Source organism: Nocardioides guangzhouensis, from assembly GCF_004519545.1.
In the GTDB taxonomy this organism is placed as follows: Bacteria; Actinomycetota; Actinomycetes; order Propionibacteriales; family Nocardioidaceae; genus Nocardioides; species Nocardioides guangzhouensis.
In genome coordinates, this window is sequence record NZ_SDKM01000057.1 from 1 (window position 1) to 20,020 (window position 20,020).

The following is a 20,020-nucleotide window of genomic DNA, read 5'->3' on the forward strand; positions in this document are numbered from 1 at the left end:
GGACCGGACTCCGTCGACGGGTGGCTCAACCACATCGCGGCGGCCCAGCTCGGCGAGGACATCAGCCATTCCTCGATGAGCACGACCGAGTGTGCGGGACCCACGCGGCTGAGTGGGTCCTACCCCTATCCTCGACGGAGACGATGTGAGGGAATGGGGTGGACGGCCAGCCGCAACTTCACCTGCGCGTGCTCGGCGAGCTCACGGCCACGCGAGATGGCGCGGTCGTGGCTCTCGGCGGGCGACGGCAGCGCGCCGTACTGGCCGGGCTGATCATCCTGCGGGACCAAGTGGTGCCGGCCGATCGATTGGTCGACTGCGTCTGGGGTGCCCACCCGCCTTCCAACGCGGCCGGGGCGCTGCAGGCCTACGTGAGCCACCTACGCCGGCAACTGGAGCCCGACGCGACGGCCCGGCATCGCGAGGGCGTCATCGCCCGCGCGGGTCCGGGTTACGTGCTACGGCTCCCGCCCGGCGCCGTGGACGCGTGGGTCTTCGAGGCGACGGTCGAGTCGGCGGCGGGCCTGGCGCCCGCGGAGGCGGTGTGCGCGCTGGAGCCCGCGCTCCGACTGTGGCGCGGCCCCGCCTACGCCGACTACGCGGGTGAGTCGTGGGCGGAGGCGGAGATCGCCAGGCTCACCGAGTTGAGAGCGGTGGCCCGCGAACGACTCCTCGCGACGCGCCTCGAGCTCGGCGAGGCCCAGCTCGTCATCGGCGACCTCGAGGCGCTCGTCAACGAGGACCCGCTCCGGGAGGAGCGCTGGCGCCTCCTCACCCTCGCCCTCTACCGGGCGCACCGCCAGGCCGCGGCGCTGGCGGCGCTGCGCCGGGCCCGCCAGATGCTCTCCGACGAGCTCGGCGTCGATCCCGGTCCCGCCCTGCGCTCGCTCGAGGCGGAGGTCCTCGCGCAGTCGCCGGAGCTCGACGTGGCGACACCAGCTGCGACCCAGGACGCAGCCCCGCTCGTGCCGCGGCCACGGGCGCCGGACGGGCTCGTGGACCGGGAGCGCGAGATGGCGGTCCTGAGCACCGTGGTCGACGCGCTCGGCGAGGGCACGCCGGGCTGCCTGCTGATCGAGGGACCTGCCGGCATCGGCAAGACCCGCCTGCTCGACGAGGTGCGCCGGCTGGCCGTCGGTGCCGGCCTACCGTTGCGGTCTGCGCGGAGCAGTGCGCTGGAGCAGGGCTTCGACTTCGAGGTGGTTCGGCAGCTCTTCGACACCGACGTCGACGACGTCCTACGCCGCGACGAGCGCCTCGCAGTCCTGCGAGGGCTTCGCGAAGCCACGGCCGACCTCGCCGCGTCCGCCCCGCTCGTGCTCTGCGTCGACGACATCCAGTGGTGCGACGAGGCGTCGCTGCAGTTTCTCGCCTACGTGGTCAGGCGCCTCGAGGGACTCCCCCTGCTGGTCGTGCTGGCGGTGCGCTCCGGTGAGGCGCAAGAGGCCGACGACCTGCTGGCCGAGCTCGGAGGGATCGAAGGGGTGTCGATGCTGCACCCGGCGCCACTCACCGAGCAGGGCACCGCCGCCCTGGTGGCCGACCGGCTCGGCCGGGGCGCCGACACGTTCGTCGCCACCTGCCACCGGATGACCAGCGGCAACCCCCTGCTCCTGCGCCAGCTGCTGCGCGCGCTCGCCGACCAGGGCATCCCGCCCGACGCCGCCCACGTCGACACGGTCCGGGCGGTGGGATCGCGTGCGATCACCTCGCTCGTCACGCTCCGTCTGCGGCGCATGCAGGCGACCGTCACCACGGTCGCGCGCGCGGTGGCGGTGCTCGGGCCGCTGGCCGACCTGGTGACGGTGGCCGAGCTGGCGCAGCACTCGGAGGAGGACGTCGCGGCCGCCCTCGACGTACTCGCCCGCAGCGAGATCCTCCTCGACGGACAGCCGCTCGACTTCGTCAACCCGCTGGTGCGCGACGCGATCCACGCCGACATCCCGGCGGGCGAGCGCGCGCTGCTCCACGAGCGGATGAGTCGTCGGCTCAAGTCATCCTCAAGTCGGCCCGGGCATGCTGGGGTGCCCAGATCGTGAGGTGGTGACGGTGCCCGAGTCCACGCCCCGCCCCGCCGCAGACGCCGAGGCGTTGCGTGGGCTGGCGGGCGGTGCCATCCACCTGCCGGGCGACCCTCTCTACGACGAGGCGAGGATGCCCTGGAACCTCCAGGTGGACGAGCACCCGGCCGCCGTCGCCTACCCGGCCGACCCGCACGAGGTCACCCGGATCATCAAGGCCGCCGCGGCGTCCGGTCTCCGGATCGCCCCCCAGGGCACCGGGCACGGCGCGCCGCCGCTCGCGGGCCGTCTGGGCGATGCCGTCCTGCTGCGTACCTCGGCGATGACCGGGCTGCGCGTGGACGCATCCAGTCGTACGGCGCGCGCCGACGCCGGCGTGCTCTGGGGCGACGTCATCGCCCGGGCCGGCCGGGTGGGGCTGACGGGGATGCACATGTCGAGCCCGGGAGTGGGCGTGGTCGGCTCGTCGCTCGGCGGCGGGGTGAGCTGGTACGCCCGACAACACGGTCTGCAGTGCAGTGCCATCACGGCCGTCGAGCTGGTGCTCGCCGACGGGACCTTTGTGCGCGCCACCGAGGACCGGGACCCGGACCTGCTGTGGGCGGCACGTGGCGGCAGCGGTGGCTTCGGGGTGGTCACGTCACTGGAGTTCGACCTGCTGCCGGTCCGGACGGCGTACGCGGGAATGCTCGCCTGGGACTGGCGGTACGCCCGACGCGTCCTCACTGCCTGGGGCGAGTGGACCGGGGACGCGCCCGAGTCGGTGACGAGCGTGGCCCGGATCTTCCAGGTGCCTGACAGCGAGTGGCTGCCGGCGCAGCTGAGTGGCCGGAACCTGGTCGTGATCGACGCCGTGGCGCTCGGCGACGCCGAGGCAGGAGCCCGCTCCATCGCCGCGCTGCGCGCGCTGAAGCCCGAGCTCGACACGTTCACCCAGATGCCCGCCCCCGACATCGCCCACCTGCAGCTCGACCCGCAGGAGCCCACCGCCGTCTACGCCAACAGCGTCCTCGTGCACGGCCTCCCGGCGGACGCGGTCGACGCCCTCGTAACAGCGGCCGGCCCCGGCTCGGGCAGCAACCTGCTCTTCGTCGAGCTGCGCCAGCTCGGTGGTGCGCTGGCGCGGCCGGCCCCCCGCGGCGGGGCGATGGACCACCTCGACGGCTCGTTCCTCGTGCTGGGGGTCGGGCTCGACGTGGGCACCGGCTGGAGCGCCGTACGTCGTGACGCCATCCGGATCCTCGACTCGCTCTCGCCGTGGACGTCCAGCGCGGCCTACCTCTCGATGGCCTACGAGGCCGCCGCCCGTCGCGGCTGGTCGGCCGAGTCGTACGATCGGCTGCTGCGGATTCGTCGGTCTGTCGACCCGGACGGGCTGTTTGTCGCACCCCAGGCGACCGGAAACGACTGATTCCGCGTCCGGGTTCAAGTCGGACGCAAGTCGTCCTCAAGCCTCCGGGTTCACCGTTTGTCGGGTCAACGACGACACACGGAATCACCCGGAGGCAGCATGACCATCGCACAGACCAGCCCCGCCGCCGTACCGTTCGCGGAGCTGGACGCACTCACCATCGGCACCGTCGCGGTCCCCGGCGACAGGGCGTACGACGCCCTCACCTCGCCGTGGAACGTGGCCGTCCCGGTCCGGCCCGCGGCCGTCCTCGCGGCGCACGACGCCCAGGACGTCGTCGAGGCCGTGCAGTTCGCAGCCCGCCACGGCATCCGCGTGACCCCGCAGGCCACCGGCCACGGCCCGATGGCGGACCTGACCACGGAGCTGCTCGTCACCACCAAGGAGCTCGACGAGGTCGTCGTCCACTCCGAGGAGGGCTGGGCGCGCGCCGGAGCCGGCGTGAAGTGGCTCGCGGTCGTGGAGGCCGCCGCGCCCCACGGCCTGGCGCCGCTGTCGGGCTCGATCACCGACGTCGGCATCGTCGGCTACACCACCGGCGGCGGGCTGGGCCCGATGGCCCGCACCTACGGCCTCGCCATCGACCAGGTGCGCGCGATCGAGGTCGTCACCGGCGACGGCGTGCTCCGGAGGGTAACGCCGACCGAGCACCCGGAGCTCTTCTTCGCCCTGCGCGGCGCGAAGGGGATGCTCGGGATCGTCACGGCGATCGAGTTCGACCTGGTGCGGCAGCCCCGGTTCTACGGCGGCTCGCTGTGGTTCGACGGTGCGGACGCCCCTGCCGTCATCGACGCCTGGCGGGCGTGGTCGGCCGAGCTGCCCGAGGAGGGCACGACGTCGTTCGCGCTCTTCCAGCTCCCCGCGATGGACGGCGTGCCGCCGATGCTCGCCGGCCGGCTGACGCTGTCGGTGCGCTACGTGTGGACGGGGTCGGCCGAGGACGGTGAGCGCCGGTTCGCCGCGATGCGTGCCGCCGCCCCGGTGATCCTCGACGACGTGGCCGACAAGCCCTACACGGCGATCGACTCGGTCCACACCGACCCGCTCGACCCGACCCCGGCCTACGAGGCGGGGCAGGTGCTCACCGACTTCCCGGCGGAGGCGGCCGCCGCGCTGCTCGCGCTGACGGGGCCGGGGGTGGCGTCGCCGCAGATCCTTGTCGAGGTGCGCCAGCTGGGTGGCGCGTTCGCCCGCCCGGGTGAGCACCCGGCTGCCTTCGCGTCACGCGCGGCGGCGTACTCCCTGCTCGTCGTCGGCATCTCCGAGATCCCGGGAGTGGAGGACCACGCGGCCGCGATCCTTGACGCGATGGCGCCGTGGGTGGGTGGCAACCGACTGCCGAACTTCACGTTCACGCCGGAGGAGTACGTCGACGCGTACGACGAGGTGACCCTCGCGCGACTGCGCCGGGCCCTCCGCACCTACGACCCGGAGGGCGTGATGACGATCGGCGGCGTGCTGTCGTGACTCCGGCGACTCGTGGCCCCCTCGATGAATGAGCGGGACCACGAGTCGCGGCCCGCCGGAGCTGCAGGGGCACGGGCCGCATCCGAACGAGGGTCGCTGGGGCTCACCAGGCAGGGCCGGACCGGTTCCTGTTCCGTGAGCGGATGGCGCCCCAGTGACTCCGGGCCGACTGGAGCAGGCACTCGATGAGGTCTCCGCACAGCCGCCGGTCCCGATGCCTTCGGGCGTCCACAGGCGGCGGTGTGACGCGCCCGTGGGCCCGCTCATTTCGCGAACGTCGCGAACAGAGTCATCTGCTCGGCAATGTTGAGCTTGCCGTCGGCGTGCCTTGCCAAACCGCGGTTGGGCGGGTTGTCGGCATCGCTTGAGCCGACGTCGTGCCCTCTGAACCGTTCCGGCCGCTCAGGTGTCGTCATTTTGCGGCAGCATCGGAGACGGGACCGCGCAGGAGGTGGTCGGCATGATTCCGGCGGACTTCGTGCGTGAGGTCTACACCGCGTCGTACCGGCGCCTCGTCGTCCAGACGTACGCCGTCTGCGGAGATGTCGGCGAGGCCGAGGAGGCTGTGCAGGAGGCCTTCGTCAGGGCGCTGGGACATGGCCGCTCGTTCGTCACGCTGGACAATCCCGAGGCGTGGCTGCGCACGGTCGCCCTGAACCACCTTCGCAACAGGTGGCGTCACGCGGAGGTGGTGCGGCGGTTCCAAGGCCGGCTGTTCGAGCCGCCGACGCATCTTGAGCTGTCTCCCGACCATGTCGTTCTGGTCGAGGCGCTGCGTCGTTTGGACCGTGCCCACCGGACGGCCGTGGCCTTGCATTACCTCGCCGACCTGACGGTCGCCGAGGTCGCGGCCGAGCTCGGCGTGCCCGAGGGCACGGTGAAGACCCGGCTGGCCCGCAGCCGTGAGCTGCTCGGCCCGATGCTGTCCGGAGAGGAGGCCGACCATGGCTGACTACAGGCAGCTCCTCGAACTAACCGAGCAGGTTCCGCTGCCCGTGTTCGACGACATCATCAACCTGCAGACTCGCCGCTCCCGCCGGGCTCGCGCTGCCCTCGCGGTCACCACCGTGGTCGCCGTGGTGGTCACCGTCGGGGCGCTGGCCATCAGCGGAGAAGTAGACCGTGGTCAGCCCCCGCCGGTCGACCGGACCCCGACCCCGACGCCGTCGCCGACGTTCGAGGTGCCCGCCGGTCAGCGGAGCCTCAGAGCCGACATCGGGCCCGGCGACGTCCACGGCTTCGACGTGCTGGCCACCCTCACCAACAGCCAGCCCGAGCACCGAGGCGCGACGTACCTCGAAGGCAGTGCGACCGTGCACACCGAGGGAATCCACGTGTCGTTCTACTGCCGCGGAAGCTCCAACCTCTGGTTGATGACTCAGCGGAACGGAGGCTGGGGCTTCAGCCAGTGCTCCCCGGATGCCGACACCTCGTTCGCCCCTGTCGAGGACATCTACCAGACCACGCCGCGGCATCTGCCGGAGACGCTGTCGGCTGCTGCGTACGTCTCCAGCCCCAGCCCGGACTGGCTGACGGGGTACGACGCGTGCGAGCGTCATACCGCGAGCAACGACTGCTTCGTCCGGTGGGGCGTGCCCCAGCCGATCGCAGATCCGCCCGCCGAGTTCGGCTTCCGGATCTACGAGCACCGCTCGCAGCGCCGGGTCCTCAAGTTGTGGAACGGCGCCGAGTTCGAGGCGCTCAGCACGAGCCGCGGCCGCGCCTGGGTCGTCGACCGGGCCGAGTTCGCCGCGCCGCGCTCGGACCGGCTCGCCTTCGTCCTGCCAGCGGCCAAGAGCCGTCGGCTCCTCGGTGTCTTCACCCGCCCCACCCAGCACGTCGACACCTGCCTGAAGCCCTACCAGGACGTGCTGCCCGACTGGGGAAGCCATCGCGCCGAGCACGAGGCCGAGGCCGACCGGCTCTGCGGCAACGACGTCCGCCTGCTCGTCGACGGCCAATACATCGCACCGCCCGCCAGCGACGACTTCGGCACCGACTGGGGCCAGGCTCTGATGTACGCCAGCCCTGGCGAGCACCACGTCGTCGTCACGGTGACCCGCGGCGACCCCCGCAACATCCGGTACGCCGTCGTCATCCGGACCGAGAAGCGACCGTAAAGCCATGAGCGGAGCGCGACGCCGCCAAGACCACGATCAACTGACGTGACCGAAGGCGAAGTGACGCACTCGCGTTCTTGGTGAGGAATGGCGGGCGCAAGGGTCACGGAACGTCGGTGACGGTCAGCCGCTGTGGGGCGCAGTTCAGCCGGATGTTGTCAACGGCAGTTCCGCCGTCACAGTGGTGCCCGTGGGCGCGCCGTGGTAGGTGACGGTGCCGCCTAGTTCGCTGGCCCGCTCTCTCATGGAGGTCAAGCCGATGCCCGGCACCCACTCACCTCCGGCGTTCCCGTTGTCCGAGATGTCCATCGTGAGGCAGTCGTCGATCACGTGTAGTGCAACCTCGGCCCGCGTTGCGCCGCTGTGCCTCGCGGTGTTGGTGAGCGCCTCCATGACTATCCGGTAGGCCGCGACCTCGACGGCCGCGGGCAGCGTCGGCAGGTCGCTCGCCTCGACGTGGATGGGGAGGCCTTGAAGGGAGTCGGTCTTGGCCTTGATGGCTCCCAGGAGGCCGAGCTCGTCGAGGGCCGGCGGACGCAAGCCATAGGCCAGCTCGCGGATCTCGTTGATCGCCATCTCCGCCTCGTGGCGGATGCGGTCCAGCATCGGGGTCGTCGCGTCATCCGTCGCTGCCAGCCGTGCTGCGTCGGCCGTGAAGGCGATTCCGGTCAGCCGGGGCCCCAGGCCATCATGGAGGTCGCGCCGCAGTCGACGCCGTTCCTCCTCGCGCGCCGACGCGCTCGCCACGCGTGCTCGTTGGAGACTCGCGGCCTGGGACCGAGCCTTGATCGTCTGAACCAGGATGGGGAGGGAGAGGGTGACCACCCGCTCGTCGTCGCGGGACAACCCGAGGTCGCCAGGGCGAATCCCGACGACCAGATCTCCGATGTGCTCGTCGTTGAGGTCGATGGGGAAGATACGTCGATGGTCCGTGGGAGTGCCGACCTCGATCTGGTCCTCGCCGGCCAGCGCGAGCGCGACGTACGGCAGCACCAGGCCTTCCTGGATCGCTCGGATGGCGACGGTCGGATCGTCGCTGATACTGACCGCCACCCGCTGGGCCGCGGTCAGTGCGTCGGGCCGGAATCCGAACAGCACACCATCGGACACCCTCTGGATGACTCGCAGCAGTGGGTTCCAGAGGATCCCGCACACGACGGTGGCGACCGCCATCGCGACAATCCCGGGTGCGCCGGGGGAGCGCCAGTCGATGACAGTGAAGATGAGCGTCGCGGTCGCGAACACGCACGCGATGGAGAAGAACCACGCGGCGGCACGCGACGCCAACCAGCGACCGTCGAGCGCGCTTTCTGGGTCGGCACCGAGCAGGGCCGCGACGCCGATGAGTCCCAGGCTTGCGTCGACGACGGGAGCGAGGCCTGTGGGCGTTCCGGCCAGGGCCACGATGCCGATGAGGAACAGGGTGACACCGCTGGTGCTCAGCACCCACAGCAAGGAGCTCCGGGTCTCTGCAGGTGCGGTTTCAAGTCGCCACCACAGATGGCTACCACCGACGGTGGCGAGGGCGAAGGCGATCCAGGCCATGTCGCCGACGCTGAGTCCATCGGCGCCTTCGAGCTGCCGGGCGAGCACGGGTGTTCCCACGAGGACCGCCACCAGCGTCAGTGCGGTGGCGAGCCCCCACGTGAAGCGCGGGAACGTCGCGATCGCTGCGGTCAGCACCGCCATCGCGGCGACCACGGCGCGGGCCGCATCCGCGTCGGAGGGGGCGAATCTGGCCACGATGAGAAGGGCACCAGCGGCGGCGAAGAGACCACCCGACGCGTAGGCCCTGGCTCGGAGGCACAGTCCGAGGCCCGAGGTGATGAAGAGGACGCCCGCGACAGCCCAGCCGAGGTTGACGCCGTACGACCTCATCGGAACGGGAGGCCCTGTTCGCGGGCGAGCAGGACCGCCTGGGTGCGGTCGGTGACGCCGAGCTTGCCGTAGATCGAGGTGAGCTGGTTGCTGACGGTCTTGGGCGAGACGAACAGTGCCGCCGCGATCTCGTTCGTTCGCCTGCCGTCCACCAGCAGATCCAGAACTTCCCGTTCGCGCTCGGACAGTCTGGGGAAGGGATAGTCCCTGGTGGGGCCTGCGGTGCCGATCTGTGCCAGGAGCACGTCGGCCACCCCTTCTCCGAAGATGGCCTGACCTGCGACGACCGCGTGCAGCGCCGCGGCCACGTCGGCGTGACCTGCTCCCTTGAGCAGGTACCCCCGAGCCCCGGCGCGCATGGCGCCGACCGCTGCAGCCTCGTCGCTGTACATCGACAGCATGAGGACGGCGACGCTCGGAACCTGGTCGGTGATCCGGCGGGTCGCTTCGACGCCGTCGAGGCCGGGCATCTGGACGTCCATCAAGACGACGTCCGGCCTGAGGATCACCGCCTGCTTGACCGCTTCGTCCCCGGTGGCTGCCTCGCCCACGACGTCGAAGCCGTCCAACTGGCTCAGCACCAAGGACAGCCCGTCTCGCACGACGGCGTGGTCGTCGGCGATCAGGACACGGATGGACATGCCTCCATTCTTTCCCACGCCATTGCCTATCGCCGTAGGCAATCGTGCCGGATGATCGGGACAGCTCCCGATCGCTACGGGAGGTGCTGCGCCCGCACGGTGGTGGTGCCAAATCGAGCGAGAAAGGGCAACATCATGTCGATCACCACAAGCTCCAGCGCCACGGCCACGTTCTCCATCGCCAACCACATCGGGCACGGGTTGGGGGTGGTCCTCTCTGCCGGGAACGTTCTGGTGGGGATCTCACCCGAGGCCCGCGAGGGCGACGGTTACAACGGCAACATCTGGATCGCCTTCGTCGTCTTCGGCGCCATCGGTGTGGTGGCCCTGGTTGCCTCGTGGATCACTAAGGCGAGCGCTCCCCGGCGCATCGGTGGCGTCGCCCTGGTGCTGGTGGGCGTGGCAAGTCTCGGAGTCCTGTTCGTTCCGGACATCGGCACTGCCGGTCGCATCGCCAACTCCGTCGGCGCCTTGCTGCAGTTCGGTGCAGCGGCGCTTGTCCTTCTTCCTTCGCGCAAGAGCAGCTAGGAGGCGCGCGGTCATGACCGCCCTGCGTTACCTGACGACGTGGGGTCCAGTCGGTGCGCTCCTGTTTGTCGTCGCGTTCGCGATGACCGCCTGCTCCCCAGCTGGCTTGGACGATTCACGCCCGGCGGTGGAGGACGAGATCAACGAACCGAGCAGCGACGTAGCAAGCCGACCGTCGACCACCGCGACCCCGAGGTTGTTCGAGTCCGCGCAGCACGGCTACCGGCTTGAGATACCGACGGATTGGGAGTTCGTAGAGGGCGCGGGCACCTGGATCCGGTTTGACCAGTTCGTGCCGGGCAGCCAGGTTCCCGGTGAGGACCTGGCATCAACGACGGACGGCTTCGGCTGGCTCGTAGCCAACTCGATGCTGCTGCCCAAGGAGATGACCCGGGAGGAGTGGTTGACCGAGCTCGATGAGCTGGTCGGATCCGGCCCGTTGCCTGACTGTCGCGAGCAGCGGAGAGCCGACGTCCTCGCGGGCGAACAGGCCACCGTCACGCGCCATCGCTGCGACGACCTGACCATCGTCGGAAGCAGCTTGGTCCACGCGAACCGCGGCTACTACTTCACGGTCGGGTACACCACCGGCGACGCGTCCACCGAGTCCAGGCTCGAAGAAATCGCATCGTCGATCCGCTTTACCAAGTGAATCGGATGACCCCCAAGGGTGCCGCTGGGCGCGGAGAGCCGTCGGATGGCCATCGCCGGCCGAACCGCGATCATCCTGTGGCTCTCCATGTCTCACGCCTTGGCGGTGATCGGTTGGGTCGTCGTCACTGCGGCCACCCCGCACGGCATTTCAGACTGCACTTGTCGGCGACAACCGAGCCGCCAGCAGCGAGAGCACGAACGGGCTCTCGCGTCGGCGCCTGCCCGATGGCTCGACTCACACCCTCACCCAAGCCGACAGGCGGCCCCACACCCGACTCTGGGCTTCACCTGTGCTTCGGACGGTCCCGTTCCCGTGTGCAAGATTCGGCGTCAGCGTGTGCATGCCGTTTGGCCAAGACGGTTGAATGCGGCGCTGACCTGCGGTTTTCTCTTTTCGCTAGGACCCCACCACGACCGACCGACGGCCGGATCCCGAGATGCAGGATGTCGGGATCCGGAAATGAATGGCTCGGCCACCCCTTGGCGGGGGTGCCCTGGCCACTCGTCGGCCTCGGGCCGAGGTCGCCGCGCGGTCTCTTCGGAATTGCCCAGGAGGGGTGGCGCAGGCAGGTAGATCACCGGGAGCCGGCGGCGGGGGCTTGGATCCGATCACCGCCGCCGGACAGGCTGCGCCGCTGCCGCCGGGCCACCGGGCCGACGACCCCGTGGAGCCAGGGCATCCGAAAGCCCAGGGGTGTCAGCGACGTACGACGATCACCTCGAACTGCGTCGCGGTCGGCGGGAAGCCGGTGTCGAACTTCGCATTCGCCACCGCAAGGCGTCCGCCGAAGCGTGCCACCGTCGTGGGGAACTGGAACAGCGGGCTGGTGATGGTCTTCTTCTGCGTGCCGGCTAGGAAGTCGGTTTCCAGCTTCCAGACGCTGACCAGGTTGTTCGCGTTCTGCACCGCGAAGAGCTCGCGTCCTCCCTTGATCAGGATCCCGTCGACGTTCGGGACGCTGACGCCCGCGATCGTGGTGCTGGCACCGGTCGTGGCGTCGACCAGGTTGAGCACGCCGTTGCCGGAGTGAGCGACGACGAGCATCGCGCCACCCCTGATCGCCTGGATGCCGTTGTTGTTGAACGCGCCACTCAGGTCAGCGGCAGGGCCAGTCAGGGTCAGGGTCCTGAAGCTGCTGGACGGCACCCCGTCGACCACCGGGACGAAGTAGAGAAGCGCCTGGGCGGAGTCGGTGAACCATGCACCGTTCTTGGAAAGGGCGACATCGTTGATGAAGGTCGGAGTCGGGGGGCTCTGGAACTGGTACGACCTGACGGGAGCGCCGGTCCGGGTGCTGTAGACGTAGCCCTGCCCGGTGGGTCCGCCGGCCACGAAGAGCAGCTTGTCGGAGCTGTCCGCCTTCATGCCGGCGGCGAACCGGCCGTCGGGGGCGTCGATGAACTTCGCGGCCGTTCCCTTGGTGATCTTGCCGCGGAAGATGTCGCCGGTCAGCAGGTCTCCGGCGAAGAACGTCGAGCCGTCGAGTCGGGCGACTCCTTCGGTGCCGGTGGCTCCCGGCAGGACGATCGGCCGATCCGTCTGGCGAGCGGTGGCCGGTGAGATCACCAGGACCACCGCGATGAGCGCCGCCAAGGCAGCTCCGATCACGGATCTCCTTGTTGCAGAGGTCATCGGGGTACCTCACTCTCCGGCGGGCACGGCCCCAACGCGGTGCCCGCGTCTTGGTCCCTTTAGCCTCCGACCACGCCGACGTTGGCACAAGGTGCGGAGTGGTGATCTCGGGAAACGAGGTGATGACTCGGGCTCCTTCCGGCCCAGCCCGAGGAGCCGGCGCGCCGCCCGCAGGAGGAGTTCGCCCGGCTGTCAAGCGTCCTTCCGGGCGGACCTGACGTACCCGCTGTCGAACGGCTGACCGGCTTGCCCTCGGCGAATCGGAGACCTCGATCGAACCAGGGTTGCCCCCGTCCGCAATGCACTTCGCCCGATCTGATGCGCGGCAATTGACCTCAGTCAGTGAGGTAGAAGGTCAGGATCTCCTGGGTCGGATCGCTGCCCGGGATCTCCTTGACGACCAAGGTGCCTCCGGCGCCTTCGTACGCGCCGCTGCCTCCGGTGATCGGGAACTCGAAGACATCGGGTTCACCGGCGACGAGGCCTTGGATGGTGATCTGACCACGGCGGAACGACGCGGTACCCAAGCACTGCGACTCCTCCCGTGCCGTGGAGGTGACGGTGCAGACCACGCCGGTGTGCCCGACCGACCGGCCGTGCCTGGTCAGATCCGAGGTGAAGATGAACTGGTCCCCGAGGCTGAGGTCCTTCTTGCCGACGTCGACGAACTCCTCCTCGGTGTTGGTCGACAGCACCCGGATCTTGTCGCCGCCACCGCCTCCGTGGCCCGTCGCAGGTACCGCCGAGCTCACGGCCAGCACCGCGATCGCGGAGAGGGCCCCAGCTACTCCGATGTGCTTGAGCATGTCTGCCTCCTATCGCTGACGCAGCCGCCCCGCGGCGACTGCCGACCCTCCCGCCCTACTCCAGCGCGATCGCCACCGCCATTCGCGAACTGGCGAAGATCGGCGCCGACGCCGGATAGTGGCGGCGCCGGATAGTGGAGAGGGCCGGTCACTCCGAGGAAGAAGGTGGAGAGCCGCGGACCAGTTGGTCGCGGGTCACACATCGACACCACGGCGCGCGTCGCGGTCAGATGAGTGCGCTTCAGCGGAGCGAGCGAGGACGCCGCAAAGTCGGGCGATGGGGGGCGCAGCGCCGGACAGGAGCGCGGGATCTGGCGGGCGTGCTCCAGGTCTGAATTGAGCCGGTCGGCTCAGCCCTACGCCGACACCCGGAAAGACGCAGCCTCGGTCCGTCGATCAGACGAGACCGGGCGTGGCCAGGAGTGCCCGGGTGTTGTCGGCGTCCGCGACGGCGCCGATCCGGTCGAAGGTGGCCAGGGCGGCTGCGTGCTGCGCCCGGGCGCTGGTCAGGTCGCCCTGCGCCTGGTGGATCCGCCCAAGCAACGAGGACGCACGGGCAGCCTGGTAGGTCAGGTCGATCTCGGTGAAGACGTCGTGAGCCCTGCGTGCCGCTTTCGCGGCGTCGTCGAGAGCGTCTTGCGCGAGCAGTACGGCGGCCTCCGCGGCGTCGGCGGTCGCCCGCAACGCGGGGGTTCCGCGATTCGAAGCGATCTCGGCCAGCTCGGTGGCGGCGGACTCGGCAGTTGCGAGGTCGTCCAGGATCAACGCCACCTCGAGCTGGGTGGGCAGCAACTTGGCTCGTTCCAGGGGGCCCATGCCCAGGCCGCCGAGTGTCCGCCTGAGTCCGGTGGCGGCGGCGGACGGACGGCCGCGCTGGACGAGTGCCTGGGCCAGACCCGGCTGGGGGGAGACGCCCATCTCCTCTGCCTGCCGGAAGGCCTCTTCGGCGGAGTCGATGTCCCCCATCAGGAGCCTGACTTCGCCGAGCTCCCGGAATGCGAGCGCGGAGAACATCAGGTTGAAGGAGGCGAGCTCCGTTGTCGCCGTCCGGGCCTCCTCGTCCGCCTCGGGCAGGAAGCCTCTCAGGCGCAGGATCTCGGCGCGGTGCACCCTGCAGACACCGGGAAACCCGTTGATGGCCTGCCTGTCGCACCACCGGGTGGCCGCCTCGGTCCACTCGCCCGCAGCCTGCCAGTCGGCCACCTGCGCGTTGACGGCGATCATCATGCAGTAGATCATTCCGGTTGCCCGGGCACCCAGATCGCCGGCGACTGCCCCCTGCGTTGCCTCCTCCACCATGGGCAGGCCGCGGGCGGGGTCGTCGGTGAACACCAGGCCGATCCCCTCGAAGGCATGCCCGAGCGCGAACAGGTCCTTGTCACCGTGCCGGGCACCCAGGTGGGCGGCTTGTGCAGCGTGCCTGATCGCAGCGTCGAGGTCGCCATCGTCGCGGGCGGCGATGCCACGGGCGAAGCTCAGCCAGCCGTGCTCGGCGCACTCCTCTTCTCCCTCGAGCAGTCGGGTTGCGTTCTGCAGCCAGCCAGTCGCCGTGCCGTGCTCACCGAGGTCCCCGTAGTGCTGGGAGAGGTCGATGGCCACGTGCGCAGCCCGGCCCGCGTGGTCGTGCTTCCGGTACGCCGCGTAGGCGCGCTCACGAAGCGCCATGCAGTGACGCATCTTGCCGATCCACCAGGCGCACTCGGCCATCTGGTCGAGCTCGTCCGGGCCCAGGGGCGCGATGGCGTCCGCTGCCGCGAACTGCTGGAACGCCTCGCCCCACGCGTACCGCGTCATCGCCTCCCGAGCCTCGGGCCCGATCATGGCGTCAAGTGTCCCACGCCGGCTGGGACTCGTCCCTTACGAGCTTGTCACGCGACAATGGGGTCGTGTCCCCGTCCCCGGCTCCACCGGATGTCGATTCGGCCGAACGCCGTCCGGTCATCCTCGCTGTCGACGACGACCCTGACGCGATCGCGCTCCTGGGTGGGGAGCTGCTGGACCGGTACGGCCGGGCGTACCAGATCCGCACCGCACGGGCGGCGACGTCGGCGCTGGACCAGCTGACCGACATGTGGCAGGCAGGAGAGCGATTGGCACTGATTCTGTCCGACCAGTGGCTGCCCGACGGCACCGGGTGCGAGCTGCTGGCACAGGTGCGAGAGCTGTTCCCGCACTCGCGTCGACTCCTGCTGATCTCGTGGGGTGAGTGGGCGATGGACGCGACAGCCCAGCCGCTGCGCCGCGGCATCGGCCTCGGGCAGATCGACTACTACGCGATCAAGCCGTGGCGGGCAGCCGACGAGCTGTTCCACCGGACGGTCACGGAGAACCTCCACGAGTGGGCCGGCTCGGACGCGTCGCTGTCCCGGGAGCTGACGATCGTCGCCGACGTCGACAACGCCCGCGCCTCGGAGCTGCGCAGCCTGCTGAGCCGGAACCGGGTTCCGTTCGTCTTCCACGCGGCGGGCTCGGCGGCGGGCAGGGAGATCCTGGCGGAGGTCCGGGAGCCAGACGCCGACGCGCCGGTCGTCGTGCAGCGGAACGGGAGGGTGCTGGTCGACCCCACCAACGTCGAGATCGCCGAGGCGTACGGCGCGCGCACGCGCCTGCAGGGCTCCCGCGAATTCGATGTCACCGTGGTCGGCGCCGGCCCCGCGGGACTGGCTGCCGCCGTGTACGCCTCCTCCGAGGGACTGCGCACCCTGGTCGTCGAGCGCGAGACGATCGGTGGTCAGGCGGGGTCCAGCTCGCTCATCCGCAACTACCTCGGCTTTCAGCGCGGCGTCACCGGAGCAGATCTCGCCACCCGAGCCCAGCAACAGGCATGGGTGTTCGGTACCACCTTCCTGCAGATGTGCCAGGCCCAGGCGATTCGCAGCGACGCCGACCGGCTCTACCTGACCACGTCGAACTGCGCGGAGATCGCCACCGGGGCCGTGGTCCTCGCCATGGGGGTCAGCTACCGCCGGCTCGGGATACCGGCGCTCGACGAGCTGGTGGGGCAGGGCGTCTTCTATGGTGCCTCCGCCTCAGAGGCGGAGCGGTTCACCGGACGATCTGTCTTCGTCGTCGGCGCCGGCAACTCGGCCGGCCAGGCGGCGGTCCACCTGGCCGCGCACGCCCGCAAGGTGACGATCCTCCTGCGACGTGCCACTCTTGCCGAGACGATGTCGCGCTACCTCATCGACGAGATCGAGGGACGACTCAATGTCGACGTTCGCTACCGGACGGAGATCGTGAACGCCTCGGGCGGGACCGGACTCGAGAGCCTCACCCTGCACGACTCCGCACGAGGCCTGACCGAGACCGTGCCGGCCGACGCCGTGTTCATCCTCATCGGCGCGCAGCCACACACGGATTGGCTTCCCGACAAGGTGGCCCGCGACCCCTACGGCTTCGTCGTGACCGGGGTGCCGGACAGCGGCTGGTCCCTTCCCCGGGCTCCCTTCGTCTTCGAGTCATCCGTGCCGGGAGTGTTTGCCGTGGGCGACGTGCGGTCGGGCTCCGTCAAGCGCGTGGCGTCTGCCGCCGGCGAGGGCTCCGTCGCCATCCAGCAGGTCCACCAGTACCTGCAGCTCCTGGATGCTGCGGAGAGGTGAATGCCGCCCCTGCGTCCGCTCGGCCCCGGTCGGGCGAATCCCCAGGTGAGTGGTCGTGCAGCACCGCATGTCGGCGGCGAACTCAGTCGGGGACGACGTTGACGAGCGTCGGCGGGCGGACGATCACGTTCCGGACGCCACGACCGGCGAGCGCACGCCGCACGCCGTCCGACGCGAGCGCAAGCTCGCGCAGTTCCTGCTCGGTCACGGTCACCGGCACCTCCAGGCGGCCCCGGAGCTTGCCGGCCACCTGTACGACGGCGGTGACGGTGTCGACGCGCAGCAGGTCGGGGTCGACGTCGGGAAATGCCGCGCGGGCAAGCGACGACTCGTGCCCGAGACGCGACCACAGTTCTTCGGCCAGATGCGGTGCGAGCGGGGCGACCATGAGCACGAGTGGCTCGGCGACGTCTCGGGGTGTCGACCCGCGGCGTACGAGATGGTTGTTCAGCTCGACGAGCCGGGCGATGGCGGTGTTCGCCCTGAGGTTCTCGAAGTCGCTGCGCACAGCGGCGACCGTCCGGTGAAGCAGCCGTTGTGTCTCGTCGTCGGCCGGCTCGTCGACCACGCGGACCTCGCCCGTTGCCTCGTCGACGATGTTGCGCCAGAGCCGCTGCAGGAAGCGCTGGGAGCCGACGACGGCCCGGGTCTCCCATGGTCGCGAGCTGTCGAGCGGGCCCATCGACATCTCGTACAACCGGAAGGTGTCAGCCCCGTACGCATCGCAGATCTGGTCGGGCGTCACCATGTTCTTCAGGCTCTTGCCCATCTTCCCGAACTCGCGGCTGACCGGCTCGCCCCGCCAGGTGAAGCCGCCCTCGCCGTCGTCGGCGACCTCCGCGGCCGGCACGTACAGGCCGCGTGAGTCCCGGTAGGCGTGGGCCTGGATCATGCCCTGGTTGACCAGCCGGAAGAACGGTTCGCTGCTCGACACGTGGCCGAGGTCGAACAGGACCTTGTGCCAGAACCGCGCGTAGAGGAGGTGCAGGACCGCATGCTCCGCGCCACCGACGTACAGGTCGACTCCGCCGGGCTGTCCTGGTGCCTGCGGGCCCATCCAGTAGTGCTCCACGTCCGGGTCGACCAGGTGCTCGTCGTTCATGGGATCGAGGTACCGGAGCTCGTACCAGCACGAGCCCGCCCATTGCGGCATCGTGTTCGTCTCGCGCCGATATGTCCTGGGGCCGTCGCCGAGGTCCAGCTCGATGGTCGTCCACGCGAGGTTCCGAGCCAGCGGCGACTCCGGCTCCGCGTCCATGTCGTCCGCAGCGAAGGTCCGCGGCATGTAGTCGTCGACCTCGGGCAGCTCGACAGGGAGCATCGACTCCGGGAGAGCGACCGGCAGGTCGTGCTCGTCGTACACGATCGGGAACGGCTCGCCCCAGTAGCGCTGACGGCTGAACAGCCAGTCCCGCAGCCGATAAGTGACCGATCGGCGCCCACGTCCGGTCGTCTCGAGCCAGTCGATGACCCGTGCCTTGGCCTGGTCGACGCGGAGCCCGTCGAGACGGAGCGCGCGACTCGCGGAGTTGATGACCGCACCATCGCCCAGGTAGGCGCAGCCATCCCAGCCGGCCGGCGGCTCGACTGTGCGGACGATCGGGAGGGAGAACTGTACGGCGAACTCCCAGTCACGCTGGTCCTGGCCGGGCACCGCCATGATCGCGCCGGTGCCGTACTTCATCAGCACGTAGTCGGCCACGAAGACCGGGATGGGCCACCCGTTCACGGGGTTGGTCGCGTATCCGCCCGTCCAGACGCCTGTCTTCGAACGCTCCGACGCCCCGTGGCCCGGCGCGCTGCTCGCTGCCGCGGCCCGATACCGCGCGACGGCCTCGACGGGCGTCGTGCCGCCGCCGGTCCACGCGGCAGAGCTGTCCGCCGGCCAGTGCGCGGCGGTGAGGGCCCCGACGGCGGGATGCTCGGGTGACAGCACGAGGAACGTCGCGCCGAACAGGGTCTCCGGCCGGGTCGTGAAGACGTCGATCGCGCCTGCGTCGGAAGGGAAGGTGATGTGAGTTCCCTCGGAGCGACCGATCCAGTTGCGCTGCTGGAGCTTGATCGCCTCCGGCCAGTCCAACGCATCGAGGTCGGCCAGCAGTCGCGGCGCGTACGCGGTGATGCGCATCATCCACTGGCGCAAGCTTCGCTGGAAGACCGGGAAGTCCCCGCGCTCGCTGCGCCCTTCGGCGGTCACCTCCTCGTTGGAGAGGACCGTGCCGAGCGCCGGGCACCAGTTCACCGGCGCCTCCGCGGCGTAGGCCAAGCGGTGCGCATCGACGACCCGCCGTTGCGACAGCTCGTCCAGATTCGACCACCCGGCCCCATCCGGCACCCCATGCACGCCCGTCGGCATGGGCCTGCCGCCTGCTGCGAGCAGGTCGACGAGCTCGTCGATCGGGCGAGCCCGGTCGGTCTCGTCGTCGTACCAGCTCTGATATATCTGCAAGAAGATCCACTGGGTCCAGCGGTAGAACTCGGGATCCGTGCTGGAAATGCCGCGCCTCACGTCGTGCGCCAATCCGAGGCGGCGGAGCTGGTTGCGGATAGTGCTGATGTTGTTCTCGGTCGTTACTCGCGGGTGCTGCCCGGTCTGCACGGCGTACTGCTCGGCCGGAAGGCCGAACGCGTCGAAACCGAGCGCGTGAAGCACGTTGTACCCCGTCATCCGCTTGAACCGTCCGAAGACATCGGTCGCGATGTACCCCAGGGGGTGCCCGACGTGGAGCCCCACTCCGGACGGGTAGGGAAACATGTCGAGGACGTACGTCTTCGGGTTGGCCGCTGCATCACCCGTGGCTGCGAGATCACCCGTCGGATTGGGCGACTCGAATGTCCCCTCCACGCGCCATCGCTCCTGCCAGTGCGCCTCGATCTGGTTCGCCAGCGCAGCCGTGTAACGGTGCTGGGGAACCGAATCCTCATCGACGCTCGCGGTCCCACGTGCTTCGGCCAATGCTCACGCCTCCCCTTCCACGCGCCTGGAGCGCGGACGCCTGACACCCGCGAGCCACTCGGTCGTGACCAGCACGCGCGGCCCGGGATCGACACTGGTCAAGATAGCCCGCAGCCGGCGGCTGCTGCACCGGCAGCAGACCGGCCGCCACGGACGGCTCACATCGAGTTCGGGTGGCGAGGACCTCGAGGCTCACGGCAAGCTCATCGACCGCGACCTGCGACATCGACGAGCCGGCGACACCACGCGTCGGGTTCGGCACCTCACTCCACGCCGTGCGCCAGCCGCGCGACCGCTTCGGCGACC

At 69.9% G+C, this 20,020-nt stretch carries 16 protein-coding genes; 9 read left to right on the forward strand and 7 right to left on the reverse strand.

Annotation, left to right across the window (positions count from 1 at the left end):
- Positions 1-158 precede the first annotated feature (158 nt).
- From EKO23_RS22780 to EKO23_RS22790, 3 genes are all read left to right on the forward strand, one after another.
- Positions 159-2,039: an ATP-binding protein gene (locus EKO23_RS22780; RefSeq protein ID WP_134720781.1), complete on the forward strand. Its 1,881-nt coding sequence runs from the start codon at positions 159-161 to the stop codon at positions 2,037-2,039.
- Positions 2,040-2,049: 10 nt separating this feature from the next.
- Complete coding sequence (locus EKO23_RS22785) at positions 2,050-3,432, forward strand: FAD-binding oxidoreductase (protein ID WP_217702771.1); 1,383 nt, start codon at positions 2,050-2,052, stop codon at positions 3,430-3,432.
- Positions 3,433-3,531: 99 nt separating this feature from the next.
- Positions 3,532-4,899, forward strand: coding sequence for an FAD-binding oxidoreductase (locus EKO23_RS22790; protein ID WP_134720783.1), 1,368 nt, complete (start codon positions 3,532-3,534; stop codon positions 4,897-4,899).
- Positions 4,900-5,162: 263 nt separating this feature from the next.
- On the opposite strand, the gene EKO23_RS25510 is transcribed toward EKO23_RS22790, so the two are convergent.
- Entirely contained in the window at positions 5,163-5,315 is a 153-nt protein-coding gene (locus EKO23_RS25510) for a hypothetical protein (protein WP_167880610.1), read from the reverse strand.
- Positions 5,316-5,359: 44 nt separating this feature from the next.
- Between EKO23_RS25510 and EKO23_RS22795 the strand changes: the two genes are divergently transcribed.
- A complete protein-coding gene (locus EKO23_RS22795) occupies positions 5,360-5,851 on the forward strand; it encodes an RNA polymerase sigma factor (RefSeq protein ID WP_134720784.1) in 492 nt (163 codons plus the stop codon).
- Complete coding sequence (locus EKO23_RS22800) at positions 5,844-7,019, forward strand: hypothetical protein (RefSeq protein ID WP_134720785.1); 1,176 nt, start codon at positions 5,844-5,846, stop codon at positions 7,017-7,019. Before EKO23_RS22795 ends, EKO23_RS22800 begins: the two co-directional genes overlap by 8 nt.
- Positions 7,020-7,163: 144 nt before the next feature.
- Here the strand turns inward: EKO23_RS22800 and EKO23_RS22805 are convergent, their stop codons facing one another.
- Complete coding sequence (locus tag EKO23_RS22805) at positions 7,164-8,897, reverse strand: sensor histidine kinase (protein WP_134720786.1); 1,734 nt, start codon at positions 8,895-8,897, stop codon at positions 7,164-7,166.
- A complete protein-coding gene (locus EKO23_RS22810) occupies positions 8,894-9,538 on the reverse strand; it encodes a response regulator transcription factor (protein ID WP_134720787.1) in 645 nt (214 codons plus the stop codon). Before EKO23_RS22810 ends, EKO23_RS22805 begins: the two co-directional genes overlap by 4 nt.
- Before the next feature lie 135 nt (positions 9,539-9,673).
- On the opposite strand from EKO23_RS22810, the gene EKO23_RS22815 reads away from it, so the two are divergent.
- On the forward strand, positions 9,674-10,066 hold the full coding sequence (locus EKO23_RS22815; RefSeq protein ID WP_134720788.1) for a hypothetical protein: 393 nt from the start codon (positions 9,674-9,676) through the stop codon (positions 10,064-10,066).
- Positions 10,067-10,079: 13 nt separating this feature from the next.
- Positions 10,080-10,718, forward strand: a complete 639-nt coding sequence (locus EKO23_RS22820) for a DcrB/PsbP domain-containing protein (protein WP_134720789.1) — start codon at positions 10,080-10,082, stop codon at positions 10,716-10,718.
- 699 nt (positions 10,719-11,417) lie between these two features.
- Here the strand turns inward: EKO23_RS22820 and EKO23_RS22825 are convergent.
- The 3 genes from EKO23_RS22825 to EKO23_RS22835 all read right to left on the reverse strand — a co-directional run bounded on the left by EKO23_RS22825 (position 11,418) and on the right by EKO23_RS22835 (position 14,980).
- Positions 11,418-12,329, reverse strand: coding sequence for a hypothetical protein (locus tag EKO23_RS22825; protein ID WP_246051259.1), 912 nt, complete (start codon positions 12,327-12,329; stop codon positions 11,418-11,420).
- Positions 12,330-12,688: 359 nt separating this feature from the next.
- Positions 12,689-13,159, reverse strand: coding sequence for an allene oxide cyclase barrel-like domain-containing protein (locus tag EKO23_RS22830; RefSeq protein WP_134720791.1), 471 nt, complete (start codon positions 13,157-13,159; stop codon positions 12,689-12,691).
- 396 nt (positions 13,160-13,555) lie between these two features.
- The gene (locus tag EKO23_RS22835; RefSeq protein WP_167880611.1) at positions 13,556-14,980 is read right to left on the reverse strand and encodes a hypothetical protein; all 1,425 of its coding nucleotides are present in this window, start codon (positions 14,978-14,980) and stop codon (positions 13,556-13,558) included.
- 65 nt (positions 14,981-15,045) lie between these two features.
- Between EKO23_RS22835 and EKO23_RS22840 the strand changes: the two genes are divergently transcribed.
- Complete coding sequence (locus tag EKO23_RS22840) at positions 15,046-16,758, forward strand: NAD(P)/FAD-dependent oxidoreductase (RefSeq protein WP_167880612.1); 1,713 nt, start codon at positions 15,046-15,048, stop codon at positions 16,756-16,758.
- An 82-nt stretch (positions 16,759-16,840) separates the two neighbouring features.
- Here the strand turns inward: EKO23_RS22840 and leuS are convergent, their stop codons facing one another.
- Positions 16,841-19,714 carry a leucine--tRNA ligase gene (leuS, locus tag EKO23_RS22845; RefSeq protein ID WP_217702772.1) on the reverse strand — a complete coding sequence of 958 codons (2,874 nt, stop codon included), beginning with the start codon at positions 19,712-19,714 and terminating at the stop codon, positions 16,841-16,843.
- A gap of 64 nt (positions 19,715-19,778) precedes the next feature.
- Between leuS and EKO23_RS25950 the strand changes: the two genes are divergently transcribed.
- Positions 19,779-20,020 (forward strand): hypothetical protein (locus tag EKO23_RS25950; protein ID WP_217702773.1); only part of this gene is annotated, 242 nt, incomplete at its 3' end.

Bases quoted from the DNA above. Each gene is read 5' to 3' on its own strand.
- EKO23_RS22790 (WP_134720783.1), top strand. From the start codon at position 3,532: ATGACCATCGCACAGACCAGCCCCGCCGCCGTACCGTTCGCGGAGCTG.
- EKO23_RS25510 (WP_167880610.1), bottom strand. From the start codon at position 5,315: ATGACGACACCTGAGCGGCCGGAACGGTTCAGAGGGCACGACGTCGGC.
- EKO23_RS22795 (WP_134720784.1), top strand. From the start codon at position 5,360: ATGATTCCGGCGGACTTCGTGCGTGAGGTCTACACCGCGTCGTACCGG.
- EKO23_RS22800 (WP_134720785.1), top strand. From the start codon at position 5,844: ATGGCTGACTACAGGCAGCTCCTCGAACTAACCGAGCAGGTTCCGCTG.
- EKO23_RS22805 (WP_134720786.1), bottom strand. From the start codon at position 8,897: ATGAGGTCGTACGGCGTCAACCTCGGCTGGGCTGTCGCGGGCGTCCTC.
- EKO23_RS22810 (WP_134720787.1), bottom strand. From the start codon at position 9,538: ATGTCCATCCGTGTCCTGATCGCCGACGACCACGCCGTCGTGCGAGAC.
- EKO23_RS22815 (WP_134720788.1), top strand. From the start codon at position 9,674: ATGTCGATCACCACAAGCTCCAGCGCCACGGCCACGTTCTCCATCGCC.
- EKO23_RS22820 (WP_134720789.1), top strand. From the start codon at position 10,080: ATGACCGCCCTGCGTTACCTGACGACGTGGGGTCCAGTCGGTGCGCTC.
- EKO23_RS22830 (WP_134720791.1), bottom strand. From the start codon at position 13,159: ATGCTCAAGCACATCGGAGTAGCTGGGGCCCTCTCCGCGATCGCGGTG.
- EKO23_RS22835 (WP_167880611.1), bottom strand. From the start codon at position 14,980: ATGATCGGGCCCGAGGCTCGGGAGGCGATGACGCGGTACGCGTGGGGC.